Origin of the sequence: Burkholderia sp. HI2761, assembly GCF_002223355.1 — a bacterium.
In the GTDB taxonomy this organism is placed as follows: domain Bacteria; phylum Pseudomonadota; class Gammaproteobacteria; order Burkholderiales; family Burkholderiaceae; genus Burkholderia.
In genome coordinates this window covers 139,697-160,102 of sequence record NZ_NKFN01000006.1, presented here as the reverse complement: position 1 = coordinate 160,102, position 20,406 = coordinate 139,697, and the positions used below count along the sequence as shown (strand labels likewise).

General features: G+C 68.5%; 20 protein-coding genes. 10 read left to right on the top strand and 10 right to left on the bottom strand.

Annotated features, from left to right (window positions below; genetic code table 11):
* Window positions 1-1,509, bottom strand: a complete 1,509-nt coding sequence (pdxR, locus tag CFB46_RS17335) for a MocR-like pyridoxine biosynthesis transcription factor PdxR (protein ID WP_089500616.1) — start codon at window positions 1,507-1,509, stop codon at window positions 1-3.
* Window positions 1,510-1,632: 123 nt separating this feature from the next.
* On the opposite strand from pdxR, the gene CFB46_RS17330 reads away from it, so the two are divergent.
* Window positions 1,633-2,271: an FMN-binding negative transcriptional regulator gene (locus CFB46_RS17330; protein WP_089500615.1), complete on the top strand. Its 639-nt coding sequence runs from the start codon at window positions 1,633-1,635 to the stop codon at window positions 2,269-2,271.
* A 51-nt stretch (window positions 2,272-2,322) separates the two neighbouring features.
* On the opposite strand, the gene CFB46_RS17325 is transcribed toward CFB46_RS17330, so the two are convergent.
* The gene (locus tag CFB46_RS17325; RefSeq protein WP_089500614.1) at window positions 2,323-2,904 is read right to left on the bottom strand and encodes a thioredoxin family protein; all 582 of its coding nucleotides are present in this window, start codon (window positions 2,902-2,904) and stop codon (window positions 2,323-2,325) included.
* Between the two features lie 239 nt (window positions 2,905-3,143).
* On the opposite strand from CFB46_RS17325, the gene CFB46_RS17320 reads away from it, so the two are divergent.
* Together CFB46_RS17320 and CFB46_RS17315 are read left to right on the top strand one after the other, a co-directional pair.
* Complete coding sequence (locus CFB46_RS17320) at window positions 3,144-3,884, top strand: response regulator (RefSeq protein ID WP_027781456.1); 741 nt, start codon at window positions 3,144-3,146, stop codon at window positions 3,882-3,884.
* Window positions 3,881-5,203, top strand: coding sequence for an ATP-binding protein (locus CFB46_RS17315; RefSeq protein ID WP_089500613.1), 1,323 nt, complete (start codon window positions 3,881-3,883; stop codon window positions 5,201-5,203). The genes CFB46_RS17320 and CFB46_RS17315 overlap by 4 nt, the downstream gene beginning before the upstream one ends.
* Window positions 5,204-5,297: 94 nt before the next feature.
* Here CFB46_RS17315 and CFB46_RS17310 read toward each other — a convergent pair whose 3' ends face one another.
* From CFB46_RS17310 to CFB46_RS17300, 3 genes are all read right to left on the bottom strand, one after another.
* Complete coding sequence (locus tag CFB46_RS17310; protein WP_089500612.1) at window positions 5,298-6,032, bottom strand: metallophosphoesterase family protein; 735 nt, start codon at window positions 6,030-6,032, stop codon at window positions 5,298-5,300.
* Window positions 6,033-6,153: 121 nt separating this feature from the next.
* The gene (locus tag CFB46_RS17305) at window positions 6,154-6,690 is read right to left on the bottom strand and encodes a GNAT family N-acetyltransferase (protein ID WP_089500611.1); all 537 of its coding nucleotides are present in this window, start codon (window positions 6,688-6,690) and stop codon (window positions 6,154-6,156) included.
* A gap of 12 nt (window positions 6,691-6,702) precedes the next feature.
* A complete protein-coding gene (locus CFB46_RS17300; protein ID WP_089500610.1) occupies window positions 6,703-7,335 on the bottom strand; it encodes a LysE family translocator in 633 nt (210 codons plus the stop codon).
* Between the two features lie 299 nt (window positions 7,336-7,634).
* Between CFB46_RS17300 and CFB46_RS17290 the strand changes: the two genes are divergently transcribed.
* The 4 genes from CFB46_RS17290 (at window position 7,635) to CFB46_RS17280 (ending at window position 11,576) form a co-directional block, all read left to right on the top strand.
* Window positions 7,635-8,828, top strand: coding sequence for a porin (locus CFB46_RS17290; protein WP_089500609.1), 1,194 nt, complete (start codon window positions 7,635-7,637; stop codon window positions 8,826-8,828).
* 69 nt (window positions 8,829-8,897) lie between these two features.
* The gene (locus CFB46_RS17285) at window positions 8,898-9,206 is read left to right on the top strand and encodes an aldehyde-activating protein (protein WP_373558194.1); all 309 of its coding nucleotides are present in this window, start codon (window positions 8,898-8,900) and stop codon (window positions 9,204-9,206) included.
* A gap of 170 nt (window positions 9,207-9,376) precedes the next feature.
* Window positions 9,377-9,565 carry a hypothetical protein gene (locus CFB46_RS35935; RefSeq protein WP_175888617.1) on the top strand — a complete coding sequence of 63 codons (189 nt, stop codon included), beginning with the start codon at window positions 9,377-9,379 and terminating at the stop codon, window positions 9,563-9,565.
* 85 nt (window positions 9,566-9,650) lie between these two features.
* Window positions 9,651-11,576 (top strand): SMP-30/gluconolaconase/LRE-like region family protein, encoded by a 1,926-nt coding sequence (locus CFB46_RS17280; protein WP_089500608.1) that lies wholly within the window; start codon window positions 9,651-9,653, stop codon window positions 11,574-11,576.
* A gap of 25 nt (window positions 11,577-11,601) precedes the next feature.
* On the opposite strand, the gene CFB46_RS35930 is transcribed toward CFB46_RS17280, so the two are convergent.
* The 3 genes from CFB46_RS35930 to CFB46_RS17270 all read right to left on the bottom strand — a co-directional run bounded on the left by CFB46_RS35930 (window position 11,602) and on the right by CFB46_RS17270 (window position 14,642).
* On the bottom strand, window positions 11,602-11,754 hold the full coding sequence (locus CFB46_RS35930; protein ID WP_179235078.1) for a hypothetical protein: 153 nt from the start codon (window positions 11,752-11,754) through the stop codon (window positions 11,602-11,604).
* Between the two features lie 17 nt (window positions 11,755-11,771).
* Entirely contained in the window at window positions 11,772-13,049 is a 1,278-nt protein-coding gene (locus tag CFB46_RS17275) for an MFS transporter (RefSeq protein WP_089500607.1), read from the bottom strand.
* Between the two features lie 129 nt (window positions 13,050-13,178).
* Window positions 13,179-14,642 carry a mannitol dehydrogenase family protein gene (locus CFB46_RS17270; protein WP_089500606.1) on the bottom strand — a complete coding sequence of 488 codons (1,464 nt, stop codon included), beginning with the start codon at window positions 14,640-14,642 and terminating at the stop codon, window positions 13,179-13,181.
* A 158-nt stretch (window positions 14,643-14,800) separates the two neighbouring features.
* Between CFB46_RS17270 and CFB46_RS17265 the strand changes: the two genes are divergently transcribed.
* Genes CFB46_RS17265 through CFB46_RS17255 form a run of 3 tightly spaced genes read left to right on the top strand, consistent with a single transcriptional unit; the run spans window position 14,801 to window position 17,823 of the window.
* Window positions 14,801-15,532, top strand: coding sequence for a GntR family transcriptional regulator (locus CFB46_RS17265; protein WP_089500605.1), 732 nt, complete (start codon window positions 14,801-14,803; stop codon window positions 15,530-15,532).
* 21 nt (window positions 15,533-15,553) lie between these two features.
* Window positions 15,554-16,762, top strand: a complete 1,209-nt coding sequence (gene manD / locus CFB46_RS17260) for a D-mannonate dehydratase ManD (protein ID WP_089500604.1) — start codon at window positions 15,554-15,556, stop codon at window positions 16,760-16,762.
* A 29-nt stretch (window positions 16,763-16,791) separates the two neighbouring features.
* Window positions 16,792-17,823 carry a Zn-dependent oxidoreductase gene (locus CFB46_RS17255; RefSeq protein ID WP_089500649.1) on the top strand — a complete coding sequence of 344 codons (1,032 nt, stop codon included), beginning with the start codon at window positions 16,792-16,794 and terminating at the stop codon, window positions 17,821-17,823.
* 36 nt (window positions 17,824-17,859) lie between these two features.
* Here CFB46_RS17255 and CFB46_RS17250 read toward each other — a convergent pair whose 3' ends face one another.
* On the bottom strand, window positions 17,860-20,028 hold the full coding sequence (locus CFB46_RS17250) for a TonB-dependent siderophore receptor (protein WP_089500603.1): 2,169 nt from the start codon (window positions 20,026-20,028) through the stop codon (window positions 17,860-17,862).
* A complete protein-coding gene (locus tag CFB46_RS35925) occupies window positions 19,916-20,401 on the bottom strand; it encodes a hypothetical protein (protein WP_179235076.1) in 486 nt (161 codons plus the stop codon). Before CFB46_RS35925 ends, CFB46_RS17250 begins: the two co-directional genes overlap by 113 nt.
* Window positions 20,402-20,406 lie beyond the last annotated feature (5 nt).

The following is a 20,406-nucleotide window of genomic DNA, read 5'->3' as shown; positions in this document are numbered from 1 at the left end:
TTATCGCGTACGGGGCCGCGATCCCGCAGACGAAACGACGTCCGCGAGCCGCTGCGCGGCCGCTTCCATCTGCGCGCGGCCGAACCCGCCGAAGCCGAGCACGAGCCCGGGGCGCGCCGTGCCGGGCGCGAACATCGGCGACACCGCACGCACTGCGACGCCGGCCTGGGCGGCGCGCGCGACCACGTCGAGATCGTCGATTCCTTGCGCGAGCCACAGCACGACGTGCATTCCCTGGTCGCCCGGCTGTACCCACGCGCGCTCGCGCGGCAGCCGCGCGCCGAGCGTGTCGATCAGCAGCGCGCGCTGTTCCGCGTAGACGCCGCGCACGCGGCGGATGTGGCGATCGAGATGGCCTTCGGCGATGAACGCGGCGAGCACGTGCTGGTCGGCGGTCGGCGCGTGGCGGTCCATCAGCACGCGCGCACCGCAGAACGCGGGCACGAGATCGTCGGGGGCGATCACGTAGCCGAGCCGCAGCGACGGAAACAGGATCTTGCTGAAGGTGCCGAGATAGATCACGCGGTCGGGCGCGAGGCCCTGGAGCGACGGGAACGGATAGCCTTCGTAGCGCAATTCGCTGTCGTAGTCGTCTTCGACGACCCATGCGCGGTGCGCGCGCGCCCAGGCGAGCAGCGCATTGCGCCGCGCCATGCTCAGCGGCATGCCGAGCGGGTACTGATGCGACGGCGTGACGAACGCGGCGCGCGCACCGGGCGCGAGACGGACGCCAGCGTCGACGTCGAGGCCGTCGGCGTCGACCGGTACGCGCACCATCGCGTCGCGCCGCCCGGTGCTTTCGAGCAGCGCGGTGATGCCGCGATAGGCCGGATTCTCGACCCACGCGCGGTCGTCGTCGCCGAGCAGCACCTGGCTCGCGAGATGCAGCCCCTGCTGCGTGCCGCTCGTGATCACGACCTGGCCGGCATCGCAGCGCACCGAGCGCGACCGGCGCACGTACTCGGCGATCGCTTCGCGCAGCGGCAGCGCGCCTTGCGGATCGGCATAGCCGGACGGCGCGCCGGCGCCGCGAGCGCGCAGGCGATTGCCGAGCCGGCGCCAGATGTCGTCGGGCGCGGTGAGGCCGACCGGCACCGAGATCGCGAACGGCATGGCCGGCAGCGGACTGAATTCGCGGGCGATCCGCGCGAAGGTGGCGGCCGGCTCGGGCAGGCCGTCGTGCGCCGGGCGCCCGCGTCGGGCCGGCGGTTCGGGTTCGGTGACGGGCGCCGGCTCCGCGAGCGCGTTCGCGACCCGCGTGCCCGCGCCGCCCCGCGATTCGAGAAAGCCTTCGGCGATGAGCTGCGCGTACGCATCGACGACGGTGCCGCGCGCCACCTGCAGCGACGCGGCCAGCAGCCGCGTGGAAGGCAGCGTGTCGCCGGGCCGGACGTCACCGCGGCGCACCGCGTCGCGCAGCGCCTGCGCGAGCTGGCGGCTCAGGTCGCCGGCCGCGCGGTCGAGCGCGCCGAGCGACGGGATTTCGACGATCCGGGCCGTTCTTGCCATGATTCTGGTCTGCTGAAATTGTTTCAAACCGGCTCTACAGCATAAACCAGTTTAGGGACACAATCGACGCATGACGGGCCTGCGCCCGCGCCATTTCCCAGCCCGCACGACCGTGGAGCCGACATGTACGTCCCCGCCGATTTCAACGAACCCAATCCCGACGCGCTGCGCGAGCTGATCGTGCAGCACCCGTTCGGCAGCCTGATCACGCATGGCAAGAGCGGGCTCGACGCGAACCACATTCCGTTCGAGCTGGTGCCCGACGACGGCGGGCTCGGCGAACTGCACGCGCACGTCGCGCGGGCGAATCCGCTCTGGCAGGACGTCGCGGACGGCGACGAGGTGCTCGTGATCTTTCGTGCCGGCGACGCGTACATTTCGCCGAACTGGTATCCGAGCAAGCACGTCGCGCACCGGCAGGTGCCGACGTGGAACTACCGGGTCGTGCATGCGCACGGCCGCATCGCGGTGCGCGACGACGAGAAGTTCGTGCGCGGCGTGGTCGCCCGGCTGACGCGCACGCACGAGGCGTCGCAGCCGGTGCCGTGGAAGATGGGCGACGCGCCGCAGGACTACATCGACACGATGCTGCAATCGATCGTCGGGCTGCAGGTCAAGATCACGCGGCTCGTCGGCAAGCGCAAGCTCGGACAGAACAAGGCCGAGGCCGATATCCGCGGCGCCGGCGAAGCGTTGGTCGCGGACGGCCATCTCGCGATCGGCGAGGCGATGCTCGCGGAGGCCGACGCGAAGCGCACGTGAGCGCATGAGGACCGCGGCGCGCGGGCGAGTATCGCGCCCGCGCCGCGCAGGTCACTGCGTGCGCGTCGAACCCTTCATCCCGTCCCCCGCCTGCGCGAGCGCCGCGCGAATCGCCGCCTCCGTCTTGTCGTACCCGCCCTCGCCATAACGCGTATAGACGATCTTGCCGTTCGCATCGATCAGGTACAGCGCGGGCCAGTACTGGTTGCCGTACGCGCGCCACGTGTCGTAGCGGTTGTCCTGCGCGACCGGATACCGGATGTCGAAGCGCTTGATCGCATCGGCGACGTTCTTCGCGTCGCGTTCGAACGGATATTCCGGCGTATGCACGCCGACCACGACGAGCCCCTGGTCGCGATACTTCCGATACCAGTCGTTCACGTACGGAATCGTATGAATGCAGTTGATGCACGAGTACGTCCAGAAATCGACGAGCACGACCTTGCCGCGCAACTGGTCGAGCGTCAGCGGCGCGCTGTTGTGCCAGCGGTCGATGCCGGTGAAACCGGGCGCCGCCATGCCGGCCGGCGACGTCTGCGCGCCCGCGTCGTCGCGGGTGCCCGCGAAGGCGGCGAGCCCGGCCGTGGCGGCGAGGGCGATGACGAGGGCGGCGGTCTTGAGTCGGGGCAGCATGGCGTTCTCCTGATCGTTGGGGGCCGCGGCGCACTGGCGGCGGCTGGACGGGTTTCGACAGGCCCCATTAGGCGGCGCCGACGTATCTGCGATGTGTCCGGCCGGCCGCGCGTATGCAATGTTGTGTGTCGTCATGGTGGCGCGATACATTGGGATACAAACGCGTGCCCGCCGTGCGGTATAAAAGCGGACATCGCCCGCCCGAACCCCGACACCGATACCGACACCTACAACGACTCATGGACAAGATCGACCACGTGCTGATCGTCGACGACGATCGCGCGATCCGCGAACTGATCGCGGACTACCTGGAGAAGAACGGCATGCGCGTGTCGCTGGCCGCGAACGGCCGCGAGATGCGCAACGCGCTGGATGACGGCGCGCCCGACCTGATCGTGCTCGACCTGATGCTGCCCGGCGAGGACGGCCTGACGCTGTGCCGCGACCTGCGCGCCGGCAAGTTCCGCACGGTGCCGGTGCTGATGCTCACCGCACGCGGCGAGGAAACCGACCGCATCATCGGCCTCGAGATGGGCGCCGACGATTACCTGGCCAAGCCGTTCGCGGTGCGCGAGCTGCTCGCGCGGATCCGCTCGGTGCTGCGCCGCGCGCGCATGCTGCCGCCCGGCATGCAGGTGACGGAAACGGCCGCGATACTCGCATTCGGCGAATGGCAGCTCGACACGACCGGACGCCACCTGCTCGACGCCGAAGGCACGCTGGTCGCGCTGAGCGGCGCCGAATACCGGCTGCTGCGCGTGTTCCTCGACAACCCGCAGCGCGTGCTGACGCGCGACCAGTTGCTCAATCTCACGCAAGGGCGCCAGTCCGACCCGTTCGACCGCTCGATCGACCTGCTCGTGAGCCGGCTGCGCCAGCGCCTGCGCGACGGCGCGCGCGAACCGCGCTACATCAAGACGCTGCGCAACGAGGGCTACGTGTTCTCGTCGGCCGTGACCTCCGTCGGCGGTACGCCATGAACGCGCGCATGCCGTGGCACTGGCCGCGCTCGCTGTTCGCACGGCTCGCGCTGATCCTGTGCGTGGGCCTCGCGCTCGCGCAGACGCTGTCGTTCTGGCTGACCGTGACCGAGCGAGACCAGGCGACCACGAACCTGATGATGGGCTACATCGAGCGCGAGGTCGCGAGTTCGGTCGCGCTGCTCGACCATCTGCCGCCGGCCGAGCGGGCCGCGTGGTTGCCGCGCCTCGCGCGGCGCAGCTATGCGTTCATCCTCGGGCCCGGCCAAACCGGCACGCCGCCGGAGGCGCGGCTGTCGGCGCGCGTCGAGCGCTCGATCTCGGACGGCATCGGCGGCGATTACCCGCTGACCGCGAATTCGATCCCCGGCGACAGCGAACATCTGCAGGTGCATCTGCGGCTGACCGACGGGTCGCCGCTGACGATCGACATCCATCCGATGTCGACGGTGCCGCTGTCGGGCTGGCTGCCGGCCGTGCTCGTGGTGCAGCTCGCGGTGCTGGCCGCGTGCTGCTGGCTCGCGGTGCGGCTCGCGACGCGGCCGCTCAACCAGCTCGCGCAGGCCGCCGATGCGCTCGGCCCCGATCTGAAAGGCGAGCGGCTGAGCGAAGAGGGGCCGTCGGAAGTCGCGCGCGCCGCGCGGGCATTCAACGCGATGCAGGACCGCATCGCGCAGTACATGGCCGAGCGCATGCAGATCCTCGCGTCGATCTCGCACGACCTGCAGACGCCGATCACGCGGATGCGGCTGCGCGTCGACGTGATGGACGACGACACGCAGGGCGCCAAGCTGCGCCAGGACCTGCTGGAGATGGAGCATCTGGTGAAGGAGGGCGTCGCGTACGCGCGGACGCTGCACGGCACCGAGGAGGCCGCACGCCGCATCGATCTCGACGCGCTGCTCGACAGCATCGTGTACGACTACACGGATGCGGGGCAGGACGTCGCGCTGCACAGCGGCGCGCCGCTCGCGCTCGTCACGCGGCCGAAGGCGCTGCGCCGCATCGTCGGCAACCTGGTCGACAACGCGCTGAAGTTCGCGGGCGCGGCCGAGATCGACGTGCAGGCGGCGCCGGACGGCGGCGCGGTGATCGCGGTGCTCGACCGCGGGCCCGGCATTCCGGACGATCAGCTCGACGTGGTGTTCGAGCCGTTCCGGCGCGTGGAGACGTCGCGCAATCGCGATACGGGCGGCACGGGGCTCGGCCTCGCGATCGCGCGGCAACTGGCGCTTGCGATGGGCGGTACACTCACGCTGAACAACCGGTCCGACGGCGGCGGGCTCGAAGCAAGGCTGACGCTGAGGAGCGCGGGGTGACGCGACGCGGCGCGCGAGCGTCGCGGTTTCAGGCGCGTACCGATGTGTGCGACCTGTGCGATGTGCGCGACGTCACACGCGTTGCAGATGCGCGTCAGCAGCAGCCGGTGCTCAGCGCGACGGCCCAGTCCTCGCGGCCGCGCGAGGCCGCGATCGCGGCGGCCGTGTGCCAGTCGTATTCGACCGCATGGAATTCGACGTTCCAGCCGGCCGCCGTGCGCGACACCATCGCGTAGCGCGCATGGGGCGAGCCGGTTTCGATCCGGTGCGGATGCGGCAGGTCGTCCGCGTACGCCTGCAGCCCGACGCTGCCCGGATTGACGATCAGCCGGCCGTCGTCGAGCTTCGCGGTACGCGGCACGTGCGTGTGGCCGCACAGGATCAGCGAGGCCGCCGTGTCGCCCGCGCGCTGCGCGACTTCGGCGGGCGTGGCCGCGCGGCAGCCGTCGGGTGTGACCGTTTCGAGGAAATAGACGAGATCGCTGGCCGGCGTGCCGTGCACCATCAGCACGTCGCCGTCGAGCATCAGGCGTTCGGGCAGCGCGGCGATCCAGTCGAGCTGGTCGGCGCGCAGCGTGTCGTGCGCCCAGCGATCGGACAGCCGCATCGCGTCGCGATCGTAGGTGAGCAACTGCCGTTCGTGATTGCCCTTGACGGTCGGCAGGCCGAGCGCGATCAGGCGGTCGGCCGTCTCGGCCGGATGGAGCGCGCCCGACACGATGTCGCCGAGATTGACGATCACGTCGGCGCCGCGGCGGCGGACGTCGTCGAGCACCGCGTCGAGCGCGGCGAGGTTGCCGTGGATGTCGGACAGCGCGGCGATTTTCATGGCGGAGTGTCGATGAGGGGAACGGCGATTGTCGCCAATTCGGCGCGGGCCGTCCAATCGCGTGGCGGCGTGGCGGCGTGGCGGCGTGGCGGCGTCGGCGCGCGAGGCCGCGGGCGGCGCGTCAGTCGGTCGCGAGCCGTGCGTACATCGCGAAATCGCCCGGCGTGCCGCGCACCATCTTGTAGGCGCGCAGCAGCCCTTCGTAGCGGTAGCCGCACTTCTGCAACACGCGCGCGGAGCCTGCGTTGCTGGTCAGCACCACGGCCTGCATGCGGATGAAGCCGCCGTGCGCGAACGTCCACGCGGTGACGGCTTCGCATACCGCGCTCGCGATGCCGCGCCCCCAGTGCGACGGCGCGAGGTCGTACGCGATCTCCGCCGAGCGGTTCACGGTGGACACCGTATGCAGCCCGACCGTCCCGGCGAGCGTAGCTGATGCGGTGTCGACGATCGCGAGACGCCGGACCGAATCCGGATCGGCCGATTCGATGTTGTCGAACAGCGGCAGCAGATCCTCGGGCGAGCGCAGGTTCCAGCTCGTGTGGCGGAAGACGTCAGGATTCGACAGATACGCGTACCACGCGTCGAGGTCCGCGCGTTCGAGCTGCCGGAGCGACAGGCCGGGGAAGCCGGAGCGGGGCGGGGCGGCGATTTTCATCGAACCGGGCGCCTACGCGGCATGGCGTCGGTACAGCGCCAGCGAACCGGCTAGCGCCAGCAGCATCGCGCCGCACGTGCGTTCGAGCCACAGCGCGCCCGAGCGCTTCAGCAGCCGCACCGCGCGTGCACCGAGCAGCGCGTAGCCGAACATCACCACGCCATCGAGCAGCGCGAACGTGACCGCGAGCGCGACGTATTGCGCCGCGAGCGGCGCCTGCGGATCGAGGAACTGCGGCAGGAACGCGGAGAAGAACAGATAGCCTTTCGGGTTCGTCACCGCGGTCAGGAAGCTTTTCGCGAAGATCGACGCGTGGCGTCCGGAGGCCGTGGCGCCCTGCGCGGCCGCGACGTCGAGCGATCCCTTCGACATCAGCAGCCGGATGCCGACATAGGCGAGGTACGCGGCGCCGAGCCATTTCACGACCGAGAACCAGAACGCCGACGCCATCAGCAGCGCGCCGAGGCCGAGCGCGACCGCGACGATCAGCACGAAGTCGGACAGCATCGCGCCCGCGAAACCGTAGGCCGCGCGGCGCACGCCGTAGCGCGAGCCGTTGGTCAGCGCGAGCAGCACGGTCGGGCCGGGTGTCGCGATGCCGACGAACGCGACGGCGGCGAAGATCAGCAGGGTCGTTTCATGCATGAAGAAGCTCCCGATGGAAGGCGTGCAGCCGATTATCGTCTGCGTCGCTGCTGACTGTACAGGCGCGCCAGCCGCGCCCCCGGTCGCGTATCCGACTATCTCAATTTCAGCAAAAAACTGTTGTCATTATTCCGCTTTGGAACGGAACCGGTTCCAACTACCATACCGGCCGCAGCGGGCATGCCCGCCGCATCGTCGCGCGCGAACGTCGCCGGCCTCGCACCGCCGGCGGATGTCGGCGCCCGCGCGTTACTCGCAACAGCCAGAACAACGGGTTCACCGCCCGGAGACATGAAACCATGAACAAGCAACTGATCGCAGCCCCGCTGCTGCTCTCGCTCGCGGGTATCGCCGCCGCGCAAAGCTCCGTCACGCTGTACGGCATCGTCGATGCGGGCGTGACCTATCGCAGCAACGAACGCGTCGGCGCCGCGGGCGCGTACACCGGGCATTCGAGCGTCGGGCTCACGACGGGCAACCTGTCCGGCAGCCGGTGGGGCATCAAGGGTTCCGAGGATCTCGGCGGCGGGATGCGCGCGCTGTTCGTCCTCGAGAACGGCTTCGACATCACCAACGGCACGTCGGGTCAGGGCGGCCGCCAGTTCGGCCGGCAGGCGTTCGTCGGCGTCGGCAGCGACCGCTACGGCACGATCACGCTCGGCCGTCAGTACACGTCGCTCGACGATTTCGTGAGCCCGGTCGGCCCGTCGTCGTTCATCGGCGGCTTCGGCGCGCACCCGGGCGACATCGACGATCTCGACCAGACCGCGCGCGTCGACAGCTCGATCAAGTACACGAGCGCGAACTACGCGGGCTTCACGTTCGGCGCGCTGTACGGCTTCGGCGGCCAGCCGGGCAGCATGAAGCAGCGCAACACGTGGAGCGTCGGCGCCGCGTACGCGGCCGGCCCGCTGCGCGTCGGCGTCGGCTACGAGCGCTCGGACAACAGCAAGACGGGCGCGACCGATCCGACGGCGGGCAAGTGGCAAGGCACCGACGACGGCCTGTTCAATTCGTCGATCAACGAAGGCTATGCGAGCGCGCAGTCGCAGCAGGTGATCGCGACGGGTGCGACGTACGACTTCGGCCCGGCCGTCGTTGGCGTGAACTACAGCAACGTGCAGTACCGCAGCGGCGCGCAGTCGCTGTTCAGCGGCCACGCGACGTTCAACGTCGCCGGCGTGTTCACGCGCTGGAACGTGCAGCCGCAGACGCAGCTGTTCGCCGGCTACAGCTACACGCGCGGCAGCGACGTCGACGGCATCGACAACCGCGCGCAGTATCACAACGTCACGCTCGGCGCCGTCTACGACCTGTCGAAGCGCACCAGCGTGTACCTGCTCGGCGCATACCAGCGTGCGTCCGGCACGACGCTCGACGCGCTCGGCCGGCCGGTGGCCGCGACCGCGTCGGTGTCGGACAAGGCGAACGGCCATTCGTCCGATTCGCGGTCGCAGGCGATCGTGAGCCTCGGGCTGCGCCAGAAGTTCTGACGCAGCGGTCGTTGCGCGTGCAACGGGGCTCGCGGCCGCCGCGGGCCTCGTTGTCTGCATGCTCCTTTACTGTCGCCTCCCTTTTCGACGAGACGACATGATCCGCTCGACGGCGGCCGCGCGAGGTTCCCGCATCCGTCGAAGTCGATGTCGCGGGCGTGGTGCGCGTCGTGCGGCGAAATCGTGTTCGGCACGAACCGGCTCGGCATGCGCGTCGTGCCGAACAGCCTGACTGCGCGTGCGCATGGCGGGCAATTGCCCGCCGACCTGCAGCCGACGATGGATCTGTTCTACCGGCAACGCATGATCGACGTCGTCGATGCGCGGCCGAAGTACGTCGGTGGCTGGGACGGCCCCACACTCGACCCGGCGAGCTGAACGATCGCCGCCGCGTGCCGGTACGGCCGGCGCGCGGTTTTCCGCCTCACTCTCCTTTTCCTCCCACTTTCCCTGCCGCGCGAAATCGCAAAAAAGCCGATCACGCCGGATAATATTTTTTCTCTTTCATTTAAATTTCGATTTGTAATAATTGGAACGATTTCCGGCGAATGAAAAGGCAATGCGGTCATATCAGAAAAAATGACGCATTTGCATTCGGTGACCCGGAAGAAAATGCCGGGAAACGCGCCGAGGCGGCACGGCTGGCAGGCCGTCGTGGCGAGGGGTTCGCGGATTTTTCGATCGTTGACGAAAAAGCGCCGGACGGCAAAAGGCGCGGAGTGAATAATTCGGGGTAACGGCGAACGCGCATTGCCGGAATCACCAATATTTCATGCGCCGCGATTTACAGTGTCGACCATTGTTCGTCTGGGAGCATTATTCATGTCAATGAAACAAATCCGCGCGGCGTTGCTGGGAATGTGCATGGCGATGCTGGTGCCGGCCAGCCACGCGCAGGCGCAATACTCGACCGACTGGCTCGCGAATACGTACGGCACGCTGGCCTCGCACGTCGGCAACGGCGCGCGCTCGATGTGGGTCGCGCCCGAAGGCGTGATCTACACGGCGTCGCGCTGGGACGAGAACGCGGGCGGCGTCGCGATCTACCAGAACGGCCAGCCGCTCGGCACGATCGGCATCCACGACGAATTCCAGGGCGGCGCGATCACCGGCAATTCGACGTCGCTGTTCGTCGCGCTCGGCTACAACCGCACGTTCGGCAGCGGCTCGGTGGGCCGCTACAACCGAAGCACGAACCAGCGCGACCTGCGCATTCCGGTCAGCACGTGGACCGGCATCCAGTATGCGGACGTGATCACGGGCCTCGCGACGGGCGGCAACCTGCTGTACGTGAGCGACTTCTACGGCAACCGCGTGCGCGTCTATACGACCGACGGCGTGTGGCAGCGTGACATCGGCGTCACGGGCCCCGGCGCGCTGGCGCTCGATGCGGCCGGCAACCTGTGGGTGGCGCGCAAGAGCGCGGGCGTCGTCGCGCAATTCAGCGCGACCGGCGCGGCGATGAACACGCTGCAGATGGCGGCCGGCGCGCGGCCGGCGTCGCTGTACTTCGATGCGTCGATGGGCCAGTTGATGGTGGGCGACGAAGGGCCCGACATGAACATCAAGGTGTACGGCGGGCTGCCTGGGCTACCGGTGCAGGTCGGCACGTTCGGCGTGCAGGGCGGCTATCTCGACACGACGACGGGCATCAAGGGGCAGGTCGGCGACAAGCGCTTCACGCGCGTCGCGGCGCTCGGCAAGGATGCCGCCGGCAACCTGTACGTGCTGAACAACGCATGGGGCGGCGGCTGGGATCTCGGCCGCAACGGCAGCACCGATCTGCATTCGTACAGCCCGATCGGCACGCTGCAATGGAAGCTGCAGGCGCTGAACTTCGAGGGAATCGCCGCGCCCGACCCCGCGACCGACGGCACGTTGTTCTTCAGCGGCAACAACGTCTATACGGGCACCGCGGGCGGCACGTTCGTCGCGAACACGGTCGACCCGTTCACATATCCGAAGGACCCGCGCCTCGACATGAACGACTATCAGCGCGGCCAGCACTTCGGCCAGCTCGTGACGGTCGGCGGCAACCGGATCCTGGTCGCGTCGGGCCAGAATCCGGGCAACTTCAATTTCTATTACTTCAACACGGCGAGCGGCTATATCGCGATTCCGGCCGGCTCGCTGCCCGGCAAGCCGTTCAACACGACGCTGCAGGTGACGGCCGGTTTCGACATCGACGGCAACGGCGACGTGTGGGCCGGACTGAACGGCTCCAACGTGATCACGCGTTACCCGATGACGGGCTTCGACGCGACCGGCAAGCCGTCGTGGGGCAAGCCGGTGACGACGGCCGTGCCGAGCAGCGTGGCGCCCGTGACGCGCATCATCTACCAGGCCGACAGCGACACGATGATCCTCGCGCAGGGCCTCGCGGGCAACTGGGACTGGACCGCGATGAACGGGCACATCGAGGTCTATCGCGGCTGGAAGAACGGCAACACGAGCACGCCGAACCCGGTGATCAACCTGACGAGCGCGAACCCGAAATCGATCGCGGCGGCCGGCCACTACCTGTTCGTCGGCTACGTGCACACGGTGCCGAACATCGACATATTCGATCTGAACACCGGCGCGCTCGTCACCACGCTGACGAACTCGAACACGGCGGCGATGGATGTCGGCAACGACGTCGACTCGATGTACGGCGTCCGTGCGTACCTGCGCTCGACCGGCGAATACGTGATCACGAAGGACAACTACAACGGGTCGAGCATTGTCGTGTATCGCTGGCGCCCGTGAGCGCGCCGGCCGCACCGGCCGCGCGTCATGGCGCGCCGAGCACGCGGCCGTTTACGCTGCACCCGTACATCGAGTCGGGCAGGAACCCGTGGCCCGACAGCTTCGCGCCGACCGGCGCGCCCTTTGCGAGCCAGTACGCATACGTTTCGAGCGTGGCGAGGGCGGCGTCGCGCGGCAAGCCGCCGCCCGGCGGCGTCAGTGCGCGGTGTGTTCGCGCAGGACTTCCGACGGCCGCGCATTGCGCACGAACACGCCGGCCAGCACCGCGCCCGCGAGTGCGATCGCACCGGCCAGCACGAACGCGGACGCGAACGAGCCGCTGCGTTCGACGATGAGGCCGGTGACGGCCGGCCCGATCACGCCCGACAGGCTGCCCATGCAATGCAGGAAGCCGCTGACGCCGCCGACGCGGGCCGGATGCACGACGTCCTGCACGATCGCCCAGTAGATCGCGCCCGTCACGTACAGGAAGAACAGCGACACGGACATCAGCGCGACCGCGCCTTGCGTCGACTGCACGGCGCCGGCCACCGCCACGCACGCGCCGGCGCCGAGCAGGCAGGTCACGAGCACGATCCGGCGCGACAGCAGCAGGTTGCCGGTGAGCCGATAGAGCGCATCCGAGATCGCGCCGCCGCACGCGAGGCCGACCGTGCCGACGAGCCAGGGCACGACGGTGGCGACGCTCATTTCCTTGATGTTCAGATGATGCGCGCGCACGAGGTAGCTCGGGAACCAGCTGAGGAAGAAGAACAGCACGTAGTTGTAGCTGAAGAACGCGGCGGCGGTCGCGAGGATGCGCGGCTGGCGCACGTAGTGCGACAGCGTATGCGCGGGCGTCGTCGTGCCGGCGCCCGCGGCTTCGTGGATCGGCGCGCCCGCGCCCGCTGCATCGTTGATCGGCGTCGCCGGACGGTCGGACGTCGACATCATCCAGACGACGACCCACGCGAGCCCGATCGCGCAGACGATCCAGAATGCCGGCCGCCAGCCGAACTGCGCGGCCAGCAGGCCGACGATCGGCCCGGCGATCGCGCCGCCGAGCGGCGAGCCCGCACTGAGCAGCCCCATCGCGGTCGCGGCGCCGTCGCGCGGCAGCCAGTTGTTGACCATCTTGTTCGCGGCCGAGCACAGCGGCCCTTCGGCCATGCCGAACAGCAGCCGCACGATCAGCAGGCTCACGAAGCCGACGGTGAGCGCGGTCATCCCGCAGAACACCGACCACAGTCCCACCGACAGCACGTACACGAGCTTCGGCCCGAGCCGGTCGGATGCGAGCCCGCCGATGAAATTGAACAGCGCGTAGCCGATGAAGAACGTGCTGAACACGAGGCCCATCTGCGCGGCGTCGATGCCGAGATCGGTCTGCACGATCGGGGCGACGATCGACAGCGCGACGCGGTCGAGGTAGTTGATGCCATACACCAGGAACAGCAGGAACACCGTGAACCACGCCTGCGACTTCTGCTTCATGTCCGTCTCCTTCGTGCCGGTGGGCCGGCCGTCATGTCTTGTCGATCGATCGCCGCGTCGGCACGGACCTCGGCGAGCAGGGGTATTGCGCGGTTCGCGCGGGTTGCGGCGAACCGGGTGGGCGGTCGTTCAGCGCGCGTGCAACGGCGCGAGCAAAGCGTCGGTGCCGTGCGCGCGCAGCGTCGCCAGATGCGTGCCGACGCGCGCGATCAACGCGTCCGGCCATGCCGCCGAACCGGCGAGCACGGCGCTGCCGAGTGCGGCCCGAACCGCGCCGGTTGCATCGCCGGCCGCCGACAGCGCCGCGCCGAGCGCGGCCGCGCCCGGATCGCTGATCGTCAGCGGCCGGCCCGCTTCGTCGTGCGCGGTGGCGAGGTAGTGCAGCCAGAGCGCCAGCGCGCGCTCCAGATACGGACGTTCGATGCCGGCCGCCGCGCTTTCGCCGAGCGCCGGCAGCCAGCGCAGCGGCACCTTCTGCGTGCCGTCCATCGCGATCTGTTCGGTGCGATGCGCGAGCGTCGGATTCCGGAAGCGCTGCACGAGCGTCGCGCAATAGCCGCGCGCGTCGTAACCGGACGGCACGTCGACGGTCGCGAGCAGGTCGCGCGTCATCACGCCGTCGACGAGCGCCGCGATCGCCGGATCGGCCATCGCATCGGACACGGTCGCGCGCCCGCGCAGTTGCCCCGCATACGCAATGGCCGAATGCGAGCCGTTCAACAGCCGCAGCTTCATCGTTTCGTACGGCCGCACGTCGGCGACGACGTGCGCGCCGGCGTCTTCCCAGCGCGGGCGCGGGCCGGCGAAACGATCCTCGATCACCCATTGCGAAAACGGCTCGCAGACGATCGCGGCCGCGTCGCGCGCGCCGAGATGCGCGTGCGCCCAGTCGAGCGATTCGGACGTCGCGGCCGGCACGATCCGGTCGACCATGCTGTTCGGGAACGCGACGTCGTCGCGGATGCGCCGCGCGAGCGCGCCGTCGATGCGTTCCGCGTAGTCGATCAGCAGCGCGCGCAGCGTGTCGCCGTTCGACGTCATGTTGTCGCAGCAGACGACGGTGAGCGGCGCGTTCGCCGGCCGCAAGCGCAGGCCGGCCGCGATCACGCCGAGCGCGGTGCGCGGCGCGTCGGGCGTCGCGAGATCCTGCCGGAGGGCGGGATCGTCGGCGTCGAGCCCGCCGCCGGGGCGTCGGCAATAGCCTTTCTCGGTCACGGTCAGGCTGACGATCGACACGGCCGGATCGGCGATCAGCGCCAGCAGCGCGGGCAGCGATTCGGGCGCGAACAGCGCACCGTGCACGGCGCCGACGATGCGCGTGCGCGCACCGCCCCCGTCGCGCTCGGTCACCGTGTACAGGTGATCCTGCGCGGCGAGCTGGTCGACGGTATGGCGCCGCCGCAGTTCGACGCCCACGATGCCCCAGCGGAGATCGCCCTGTTCGAGCACCGTTTCCGTATGGAGCGCCTGATGCGCGCGATGGAACGCGCCGAGGCCGAGATGGACGATCCCCGTGCGGACCGCCTGCCGGTCATAACCGGGGCGGCGCGTGCCGGGCGGCGCGGTGCGCAGGAAGTCGGGAGCAGGTGGCATGGCGATCGGCGACGGTTTGTACCATGGTAGATGACGAGATGCGTGCAGGTTATTTCGACTTTTACGCGGAAGTTATCGGTGTAAACGCTAGATCGCCTGGATATCACGCCTTCTGTACCATGGTAGATATCGATATCAAGTCGGATCAATCGGCAACCATGAGCGAAACGGCAGCACTGGAAGAAGAGGACGTCGTCGTCACGGCGTTGCAAGGGTTCTCGCTGGACGAGAGCCGGTCGTACACCGAGCAGGTGCACGCGCTGCTGCGCCACGCGATCGTGCGCGGCGCGCTGCCGCCGCGTACCGCGCTGTCGGAGGCCGTGATCTCCACGACGATCAAGGTCAGCCGCACGCCGGTGCGCGAAGCGTTCGCGCAGCTTGCCGACGAGCGGCTCGTGCAGATCTACCGGAAGGTCGGCACGCTGGTCGCGCCGATTCCGGTGTCGATCCTCGAGGAAGGGCGGTTCGCGCGCAGCACGCTCGAATGCGCGAACCACGTCGAACTCGCGCAGAAGATCATGCCGGAGCAGCTCGCGGAGCTGTCGCGGATCATCGACGCGCAGCGCGCGGCCGTGGCCGCGCGCGATGTCGAAGCGTTCTTCGATCTCGACGAGGCGATGCACGGCCGGATGTTCGCGTTCGCGGGCCGGCCGCACGTATGGGAAATGCTGCAGCCGATGAAGCGCCAGTTCGACCGCGTGCGCTGGCTGCTGCTCGATCGCGTCGAGGATCACGCGCGCCGCGCGCTGCAGGAGCACGAACAGATCCTCGCGCACATCGCGTCGCGCAACATGGCGCTCCTCGGCGCGGCGGTCGCGACGCACGTCGACCGGATCGGCTCGCATCTGCCGGAAGTGCGCAGCCGCGCGCCCCATTACTTTGTCGACTGAACCGCCCGCTGGAGGAGCGCAGTGAAAATCGAACGCTTGCAGACCATCGTCACGTGTCCGGGCCGGAACTTCGTGACGGTGAAGATCGTGACCGACGAAGGCATCTACGGCCTCGGCGACGCGACGCTCAACGGGCGCGAACTCGCGGTACGCGCGTATCTGGAAGACCACGTGTTCCCGTGCCTCGTCGGCCGCGACCCGCGCAACATCGAGGACATCTGGCAATACCTGTATCGCGGCGCGTACTGGCGGCGCGGGCCCGTGACGATGACGGCGATCGCCGCGATCGACATGGCGCTGTGGGACATCAAGGGCAAGCTCGCCGGCATGCCCGTCTACCAGCTGCTCGGCGGCAAGAGCCGCGACGGGCTGATGGTGTACGGCCACGCGAACGGGCGCGATCACGAGGAAGCGGTCGACGCGGTGCGCGCGCATATCGAGGAAGGTTTTCGCGCGATTCGCGTGCAGTCGGGCGTGCCGGGGCTCGACAAGGTGTACGGCGTCGGCAAGACGGCCGGCGCGTACGAGCCGGCCGAGAAGGGGCGGCCGCCCGAGGAGCCGTGGGACACCGCGCTGTATCTGCGCCACACGCCGGAACTGTTCCGCAAGGTGCGCGACGCGGTCGGCGACGCGCCGCACCTGCTGCACGACGCGCATCATCGGCTGACGCCGATCGAGGCCGCGCGGCTCGGCCGCGATCTCGAACCGCATCGGCTGTTCTGGCTCGAGGATGCGACGCCCGCGGAGAACCAGGACGCGTTCCGCCTGATTCGCCAGCACACGACGACGCCGCTCGCGGTCGGCGAGGTATTCAACTCGATCTGGGATTGCAAGGATTTGATCCGCGACCAGCTGATCGACTACATCCGCGCGACGATCGTGCATGCGGGCGGGATCACGCACGTGCGGCGCATTGCCGACTACGCGGCGATGTACCAGGTGCGCACGGGCTTTCACGGCGCGACCGACCTGTCGCCCGTCTGCATGGCGGCGGCGGTGAACTTCGGGCTGTGGGCGCCGAACTTCGGCATCCAGGAACTGATGCCGCACAGCCCGCTGACCGACGAAGTGTTTCCGCACAGCTACCGCTTCGAGGACGGCTATCTCGTGATGGACGACGTGCCGGGTCTCGGCGTCGACATCGACGAGGCGCTGGCCGCGAAATATCCGTACGAGCGCGCGTACCTGCCGGTCGCCCGGCTGCGCGACGGTTCGATGTGGAACTGGTGAGCGACGAAGATTCGAAGGAGAGAACCGAAATGTTGAGCGTCGTTGTCGATCGTCCGAACAGCATGAGCGTGCGCGAGGTGCCGCTGCCCGCGCCCGCCGCCGGCGAAGTGCGCGTGAAGGTCCGCTATGCGGGCATCTGCGGATCGGACCTGCATATCTTTCACGGCAAGAACCCGTTCGTGTCGTACCCGCGCATCATCGGCCACGAATTCGTCGGGACGATCGAGTCGTTGGGCGCGGGCGTCGACGCCGCGCGGCTCGGCGAGATCGTCGCGGTCGATCCGGTGATCAGCTGCGGGCATTGCCATGCGTGCACCATCGGCCGCCGCAACGTATGCCGGCACCTGACCGTGCTCGGCGTGCATCGCGACGGCGGCTTCAGCGAGTACACGTGCGTGCCGGCCGGCAACGCGTACCGGATTCCGGACGAGATTGCCGATACGTGTGCGGCGATCGTCGAGCCGTTCGCGGTGGCCGCGAACGCGACGTCACGCACCGGCGTATTGCCGGGCGATGTCGCGTTGATCTACGGCGCTGGCACCGTCGGCCTGACGATCCTGCAGGTGCTCAAGCGCGTGTACGGCATTCGCGCGTTCATCACCGACCGGCTCGACGCGCGGCTGCAGCTCGCGCGCAAGTGCGGCGCCGCGGAGGACGAGATCATCAACACGAGCGTCGAGTCGCTGCCCGATGCATTGGAGAAGCGCGGTGTCGACGGCGGCCCGACGCTGATCTTCGATGCGGTGTGCCATCCGTCGATTCTCGAGGAGGCCGTGAAGATCGCCGCGCCGGCCGGCCGGATCGGCGTGCTCGGCTTCTCGTCGGAGCCGTCCGCGATCGTGCAGGCCGAGCTGACGAAGAAGGAGCTGACGCTCGCCGCGTCGCGGCTCAACTGCGCGATGTTCCCGCAGGTGATCGACTGGATCGGTCGCGGCCTGATCCAGCCCGAGCACATCGTCACGCACAAGGTGAGCTTTCGCGACGTCGCGCAGGCGTTCGAGATGGCCGAGCGCAATCCCGCGGAAAGCTGCAAGATCCTGCTCGACTTCGCGGGCGGTTGATGCCGGTTCGTGTCGCCGGCCGGAGCAGGCCGGGCGTCAGAACGATACCGTCGTCGTCAGCGTGACGAGCCGCGGCTCGCCGACCGCGACGATCAGGTTGTTGTTGCTCGACGGATAGTAGGTCTTGTCGAGCAGGTTCTTCACGTTGAGCTGGAAGCGGGTCGGAAACTTGCCGATCGTCGTTTCGTACGCCGCGAACGCGTCGACGGTCACGTAGCCGGGCAGCGTGAAGCTATTCGCCGTGTCGCCGGAGCGGGCGCCGACGAGCCGCGCGCCGCCGCCGAAGCGCCAGCGCCCGGGCAGGTTCGCGATGGCCGTGTCGTATACCGCGAACAGGCTGCCCGTGTGGCGCGCGACGTTGACGAGCGGCGTGTTGCTGTCGCGATCGTTCGCGTTCGTATACGCGTAGCTGCCGATCACGCTCAGGTGGCGCGTGATTTGCCCGGCGACGTCCAGTTCGATTCCGCGCGAGCGCGCGGTACCGATCGTCGACGTGATCTCGCCGACCGTGACCGCGACGTTGCGCTTGTCGATCTGGTACACGACCAGCGTGCCCGTGATCGCGGGCTTCAGGCTGAACTTGAACCCGGCCTCGAGCACGCGGCCGTATTCCGGCGCAAGCGGCGCCGCGACGTTCGACGCGACGTTCGGCTTGAACGAGCGGCTCACGTTCGCGTACGCGGTCAGCGCCGGCGTGAGCGCATACGCGAGCCCGAACTGCGGCAGCCAGACGCTGCCGCGCGAGCGGTCGGCGAACACGAACGGCCGGCCCATCCCCGATTCCTGTTGCCAGTTTTCCCAGCGCAGCCCGCCTACCGCGGTGAGGCGCTCGGTGATCTTCACCGAGTCCTGCACGATCGTCGAATACGCATGCACGACCGAGCGCGAATCGCTCTGCTTCGTACTGGGTATGCCGCCGGGCGCGAGCAGGTCGTACACGGGATCGTAGAGATTGAAGCCCGTCGTCGCCTTGCCGCGGATCGTGTCGCCGCGGAAGCTGCGCTGCCGCTCGTATTCGCCGCCGACGTAGATCGCGTGGTGCATCCCCGCGAGCGTCACGTTGCCGAGCAGGCCGAGCGTCGCGATCTGGTCGGAATCGTTGCGTCCGAGGTTCGCATCGGACGAGCGCGTCAGTGCGCCGGTCCTGCTGTTGAACGCGGTGGCGCGCGTGATGAACTGATCGTAACGGTCGCGGCCCCAGCCGTAGGTCGCGCGCACGCGCCATGCATCGGAGAAGCGGTGCTCGATGCGCGTCCGCAGCGTTTCCTGGATGCCGGTGCTTTGCGACCACGCTTCCTCGTAGCGGCGATAGCGCAGCGCATCGTCGGGGCGACCGTTCACGAGCACGGTGCCGCGGTCGAACGGCGTCGTGTAGTCGACGTACTGATAGCTGACGTCGATCGACGTGTTCGCGTCGTGCCACGACAGCGCGGGCGCGATCAGCGCATTGCGTTCGCGGCCGAAGCTGCGCCAGTAGCGGCTCGTGTCGTATTCGCCGGTCAGCCGGAATGCGAGCGTGCCGCCCGCGACTTGCCCGGGCTTGCCGAGCGGCCCCGTGAGATCGAACTGCGCGTTGCTGCCGCCGTGGTTCGTGCGCGACGCGGAGACCGAGCCGCCGAACGTGTCTTCCGGTTTGCGCGTGACGAGGTTGATCACGCCGCCCGGATCCTGCATCCCGTACAGCAGCGAAGCGGGGCCCTTCAGCACTTCGACGCGATCGATCGTCGCGAGATAGCTGTGCAGCACCGGCGTACGCACGCCGTCGACCAGCACCGAGCCGTCGTTGTTCGATCCGAAGCCGCGCTTGATGAACGCGTCGCGCGTGCCGCCGAGCGTGTTCGTCTGCGTGACGCCGCTGATGTTGCCGAGCACGTCGTCGAGCGAGCGCGCCTGCTGGTCCTGCATCACGCTGCTGCTGACCACCGCGACCGATTGCGGGATCTCCTTCAGCGCTCGCTCGTCGCCGCCCGCGATGCTCGTCGTGCGCGGCTGATAGCCGATCGTCGGATCGATGGCAGCCGACGCGTTGACGCTGATCGCCGGGAGTTCGTGTTCGGCGGTCGCCGCAGCGGCGGTTGCGGGCGCAACGGGTTCAGCGCCGGCCGCCTGTGCGCCGCTCGCGGCGCACAGGGTGAGCAGGACCGGCAGGCGTGTGCGCCACGGACGCAAGGTCCGGGCACGGCGGGGCGTTCGACGGAATGGCATGAATCGATGCAGGAAGAGGAATGCTGAGGATCATGTTGCGGGCCGCGGCGTTGCGTTGGACCAGGACGCGCATGATATCCGTAATGAGAATCGTTTGCAATTGTAATGAGGCGGCCGAGCAGCGCTCGCCGCTCGATTGCCGGGCCATCGGCAGTCTGCTACCGTAGCGGCCAAAATCAGACGCAGTGAAATTCAACGAGAGAGCCGGGGCCGCACCATGCCATCTTCCTGTCACGTCGCGTTCAGCGCGACGCCATGCACCGCGCACGACCACGCGGGCGATGAAGTGATCGCAGCCGTGTACCGCCATTCGAACGATTGAAGCGACGCGAGCGCGTTCAACCGGCATCACGCCGGGCTTCGATGACTTCAACCACC

Coding starts and splice junctions, on each gene's coding strand:
- pdxR (WP_089500616.1), bottom strand. CDS start 1,509: ATGGCAAGAACGGCCCGGATCGTCGAAATCCCGTCGCTCGGCGCGCTC.
- CFB46_RS17330 (WP_089500615.1), top strand. CDS start 1,633: ATGTACGTCCCCGCCGATTTCAACGAACCCAATCCCGACGCGCTGCGC.
- CFB46_RS17325 (WP_089500614.1), bottom strand. CDS start 2,904: ATGCTGCCCCGACTCAAGACCGCCGCCCTCGTCATCGCCCTCGCCGCC.
- CFB46_RS17320 (WP_027781456.1), top strand. CDS start 3,144: ATGGACAAGATCGACCACGTGCTGATCGTCGACGACGATCGCGCGATC.
- CFB46_RS17315 (WP_089500613.1), top strand. CDS start 3,881: ATGAACGCGCGCATGCCGTGGCACTGGCCGCGCTCGCTGTTCGCACGG.
- CFB46_RS17310 (WP_089500612.1), bottom strand. CDS start 6,032: ATGAAAATCGCCGCGCTGTCCGACATCCACGGCAACCTCGCCGCGCTC.
- CFB46_RS17305 (WP_089500611.1), bottom strand. CDS start 6,690: ATGAAAATCGCCGCCCCGCCCCGCTCCGGCTTCCCCGGCCTGTCGCTC.
- CFB46_RS17300 (WP_089500610.1), bottom strand. CDS start 7,335: ATGCATGAAACGACCCTGCTGATCTTCGCCGCCGTCGCGTTCGTCGGC.
- CFB46_RS17290 (WP_089500609.1), top strand. CDS start 7,635: ATGAACAAGCAACTGATCGCAGCCCCGCTGCTGCTCTCGCTCGCGGGT.
- CFB46_RS35935 (WP_175888617.1), top strand. CDS start 9,377: ATGAAAAGGCAATGCGGTCATATCAGAAAAAATGACGCATTTGCATTC.
- CFB46_RS17280 (WP_089500608.1), top strand. CDS start 9,651: ATGTCAATGAAACAAATCCGCGCGGCGTTGCTGGGAATGTGCATGGCG.
- CFB46_RS17275 (WP_089500607.1), bottom strand. CDS start 13,049: ATGAAGCAGAAGTCGCAGGCGTGGTTCACGGTGTTCCTGCTGTTCCTG.
- CFB46_RS17270 (WP_089500606.1), bottom strand. CDS start 14,642: ATGCCACCTGCTCCCGACTTCCTGCGCACCGCGCCGCCCGGCACGCGC.
- CFB46_RS17265 (WP_089500605.1), top strand. CDS start 14,801: ATGAGCGAAACGGCAGCACTGGAAGAAGAGGACGTCGTCGTCACGGCG.
- CFB46_RS17255 (WP_089500649.1), top strand. CDS start 16,792: ATGTTGAGCGTCGTTGTCGATCGTCCGAACAGCATGAGCGTGCGCGAG.
- CFB46_RS17250 (WP_089500603.1), bottom strand. CDS start 20,028: ATGCCATTCCGTCGAACGCCCCGCCGTGCCCGGACCTTGCGTCCGTGG.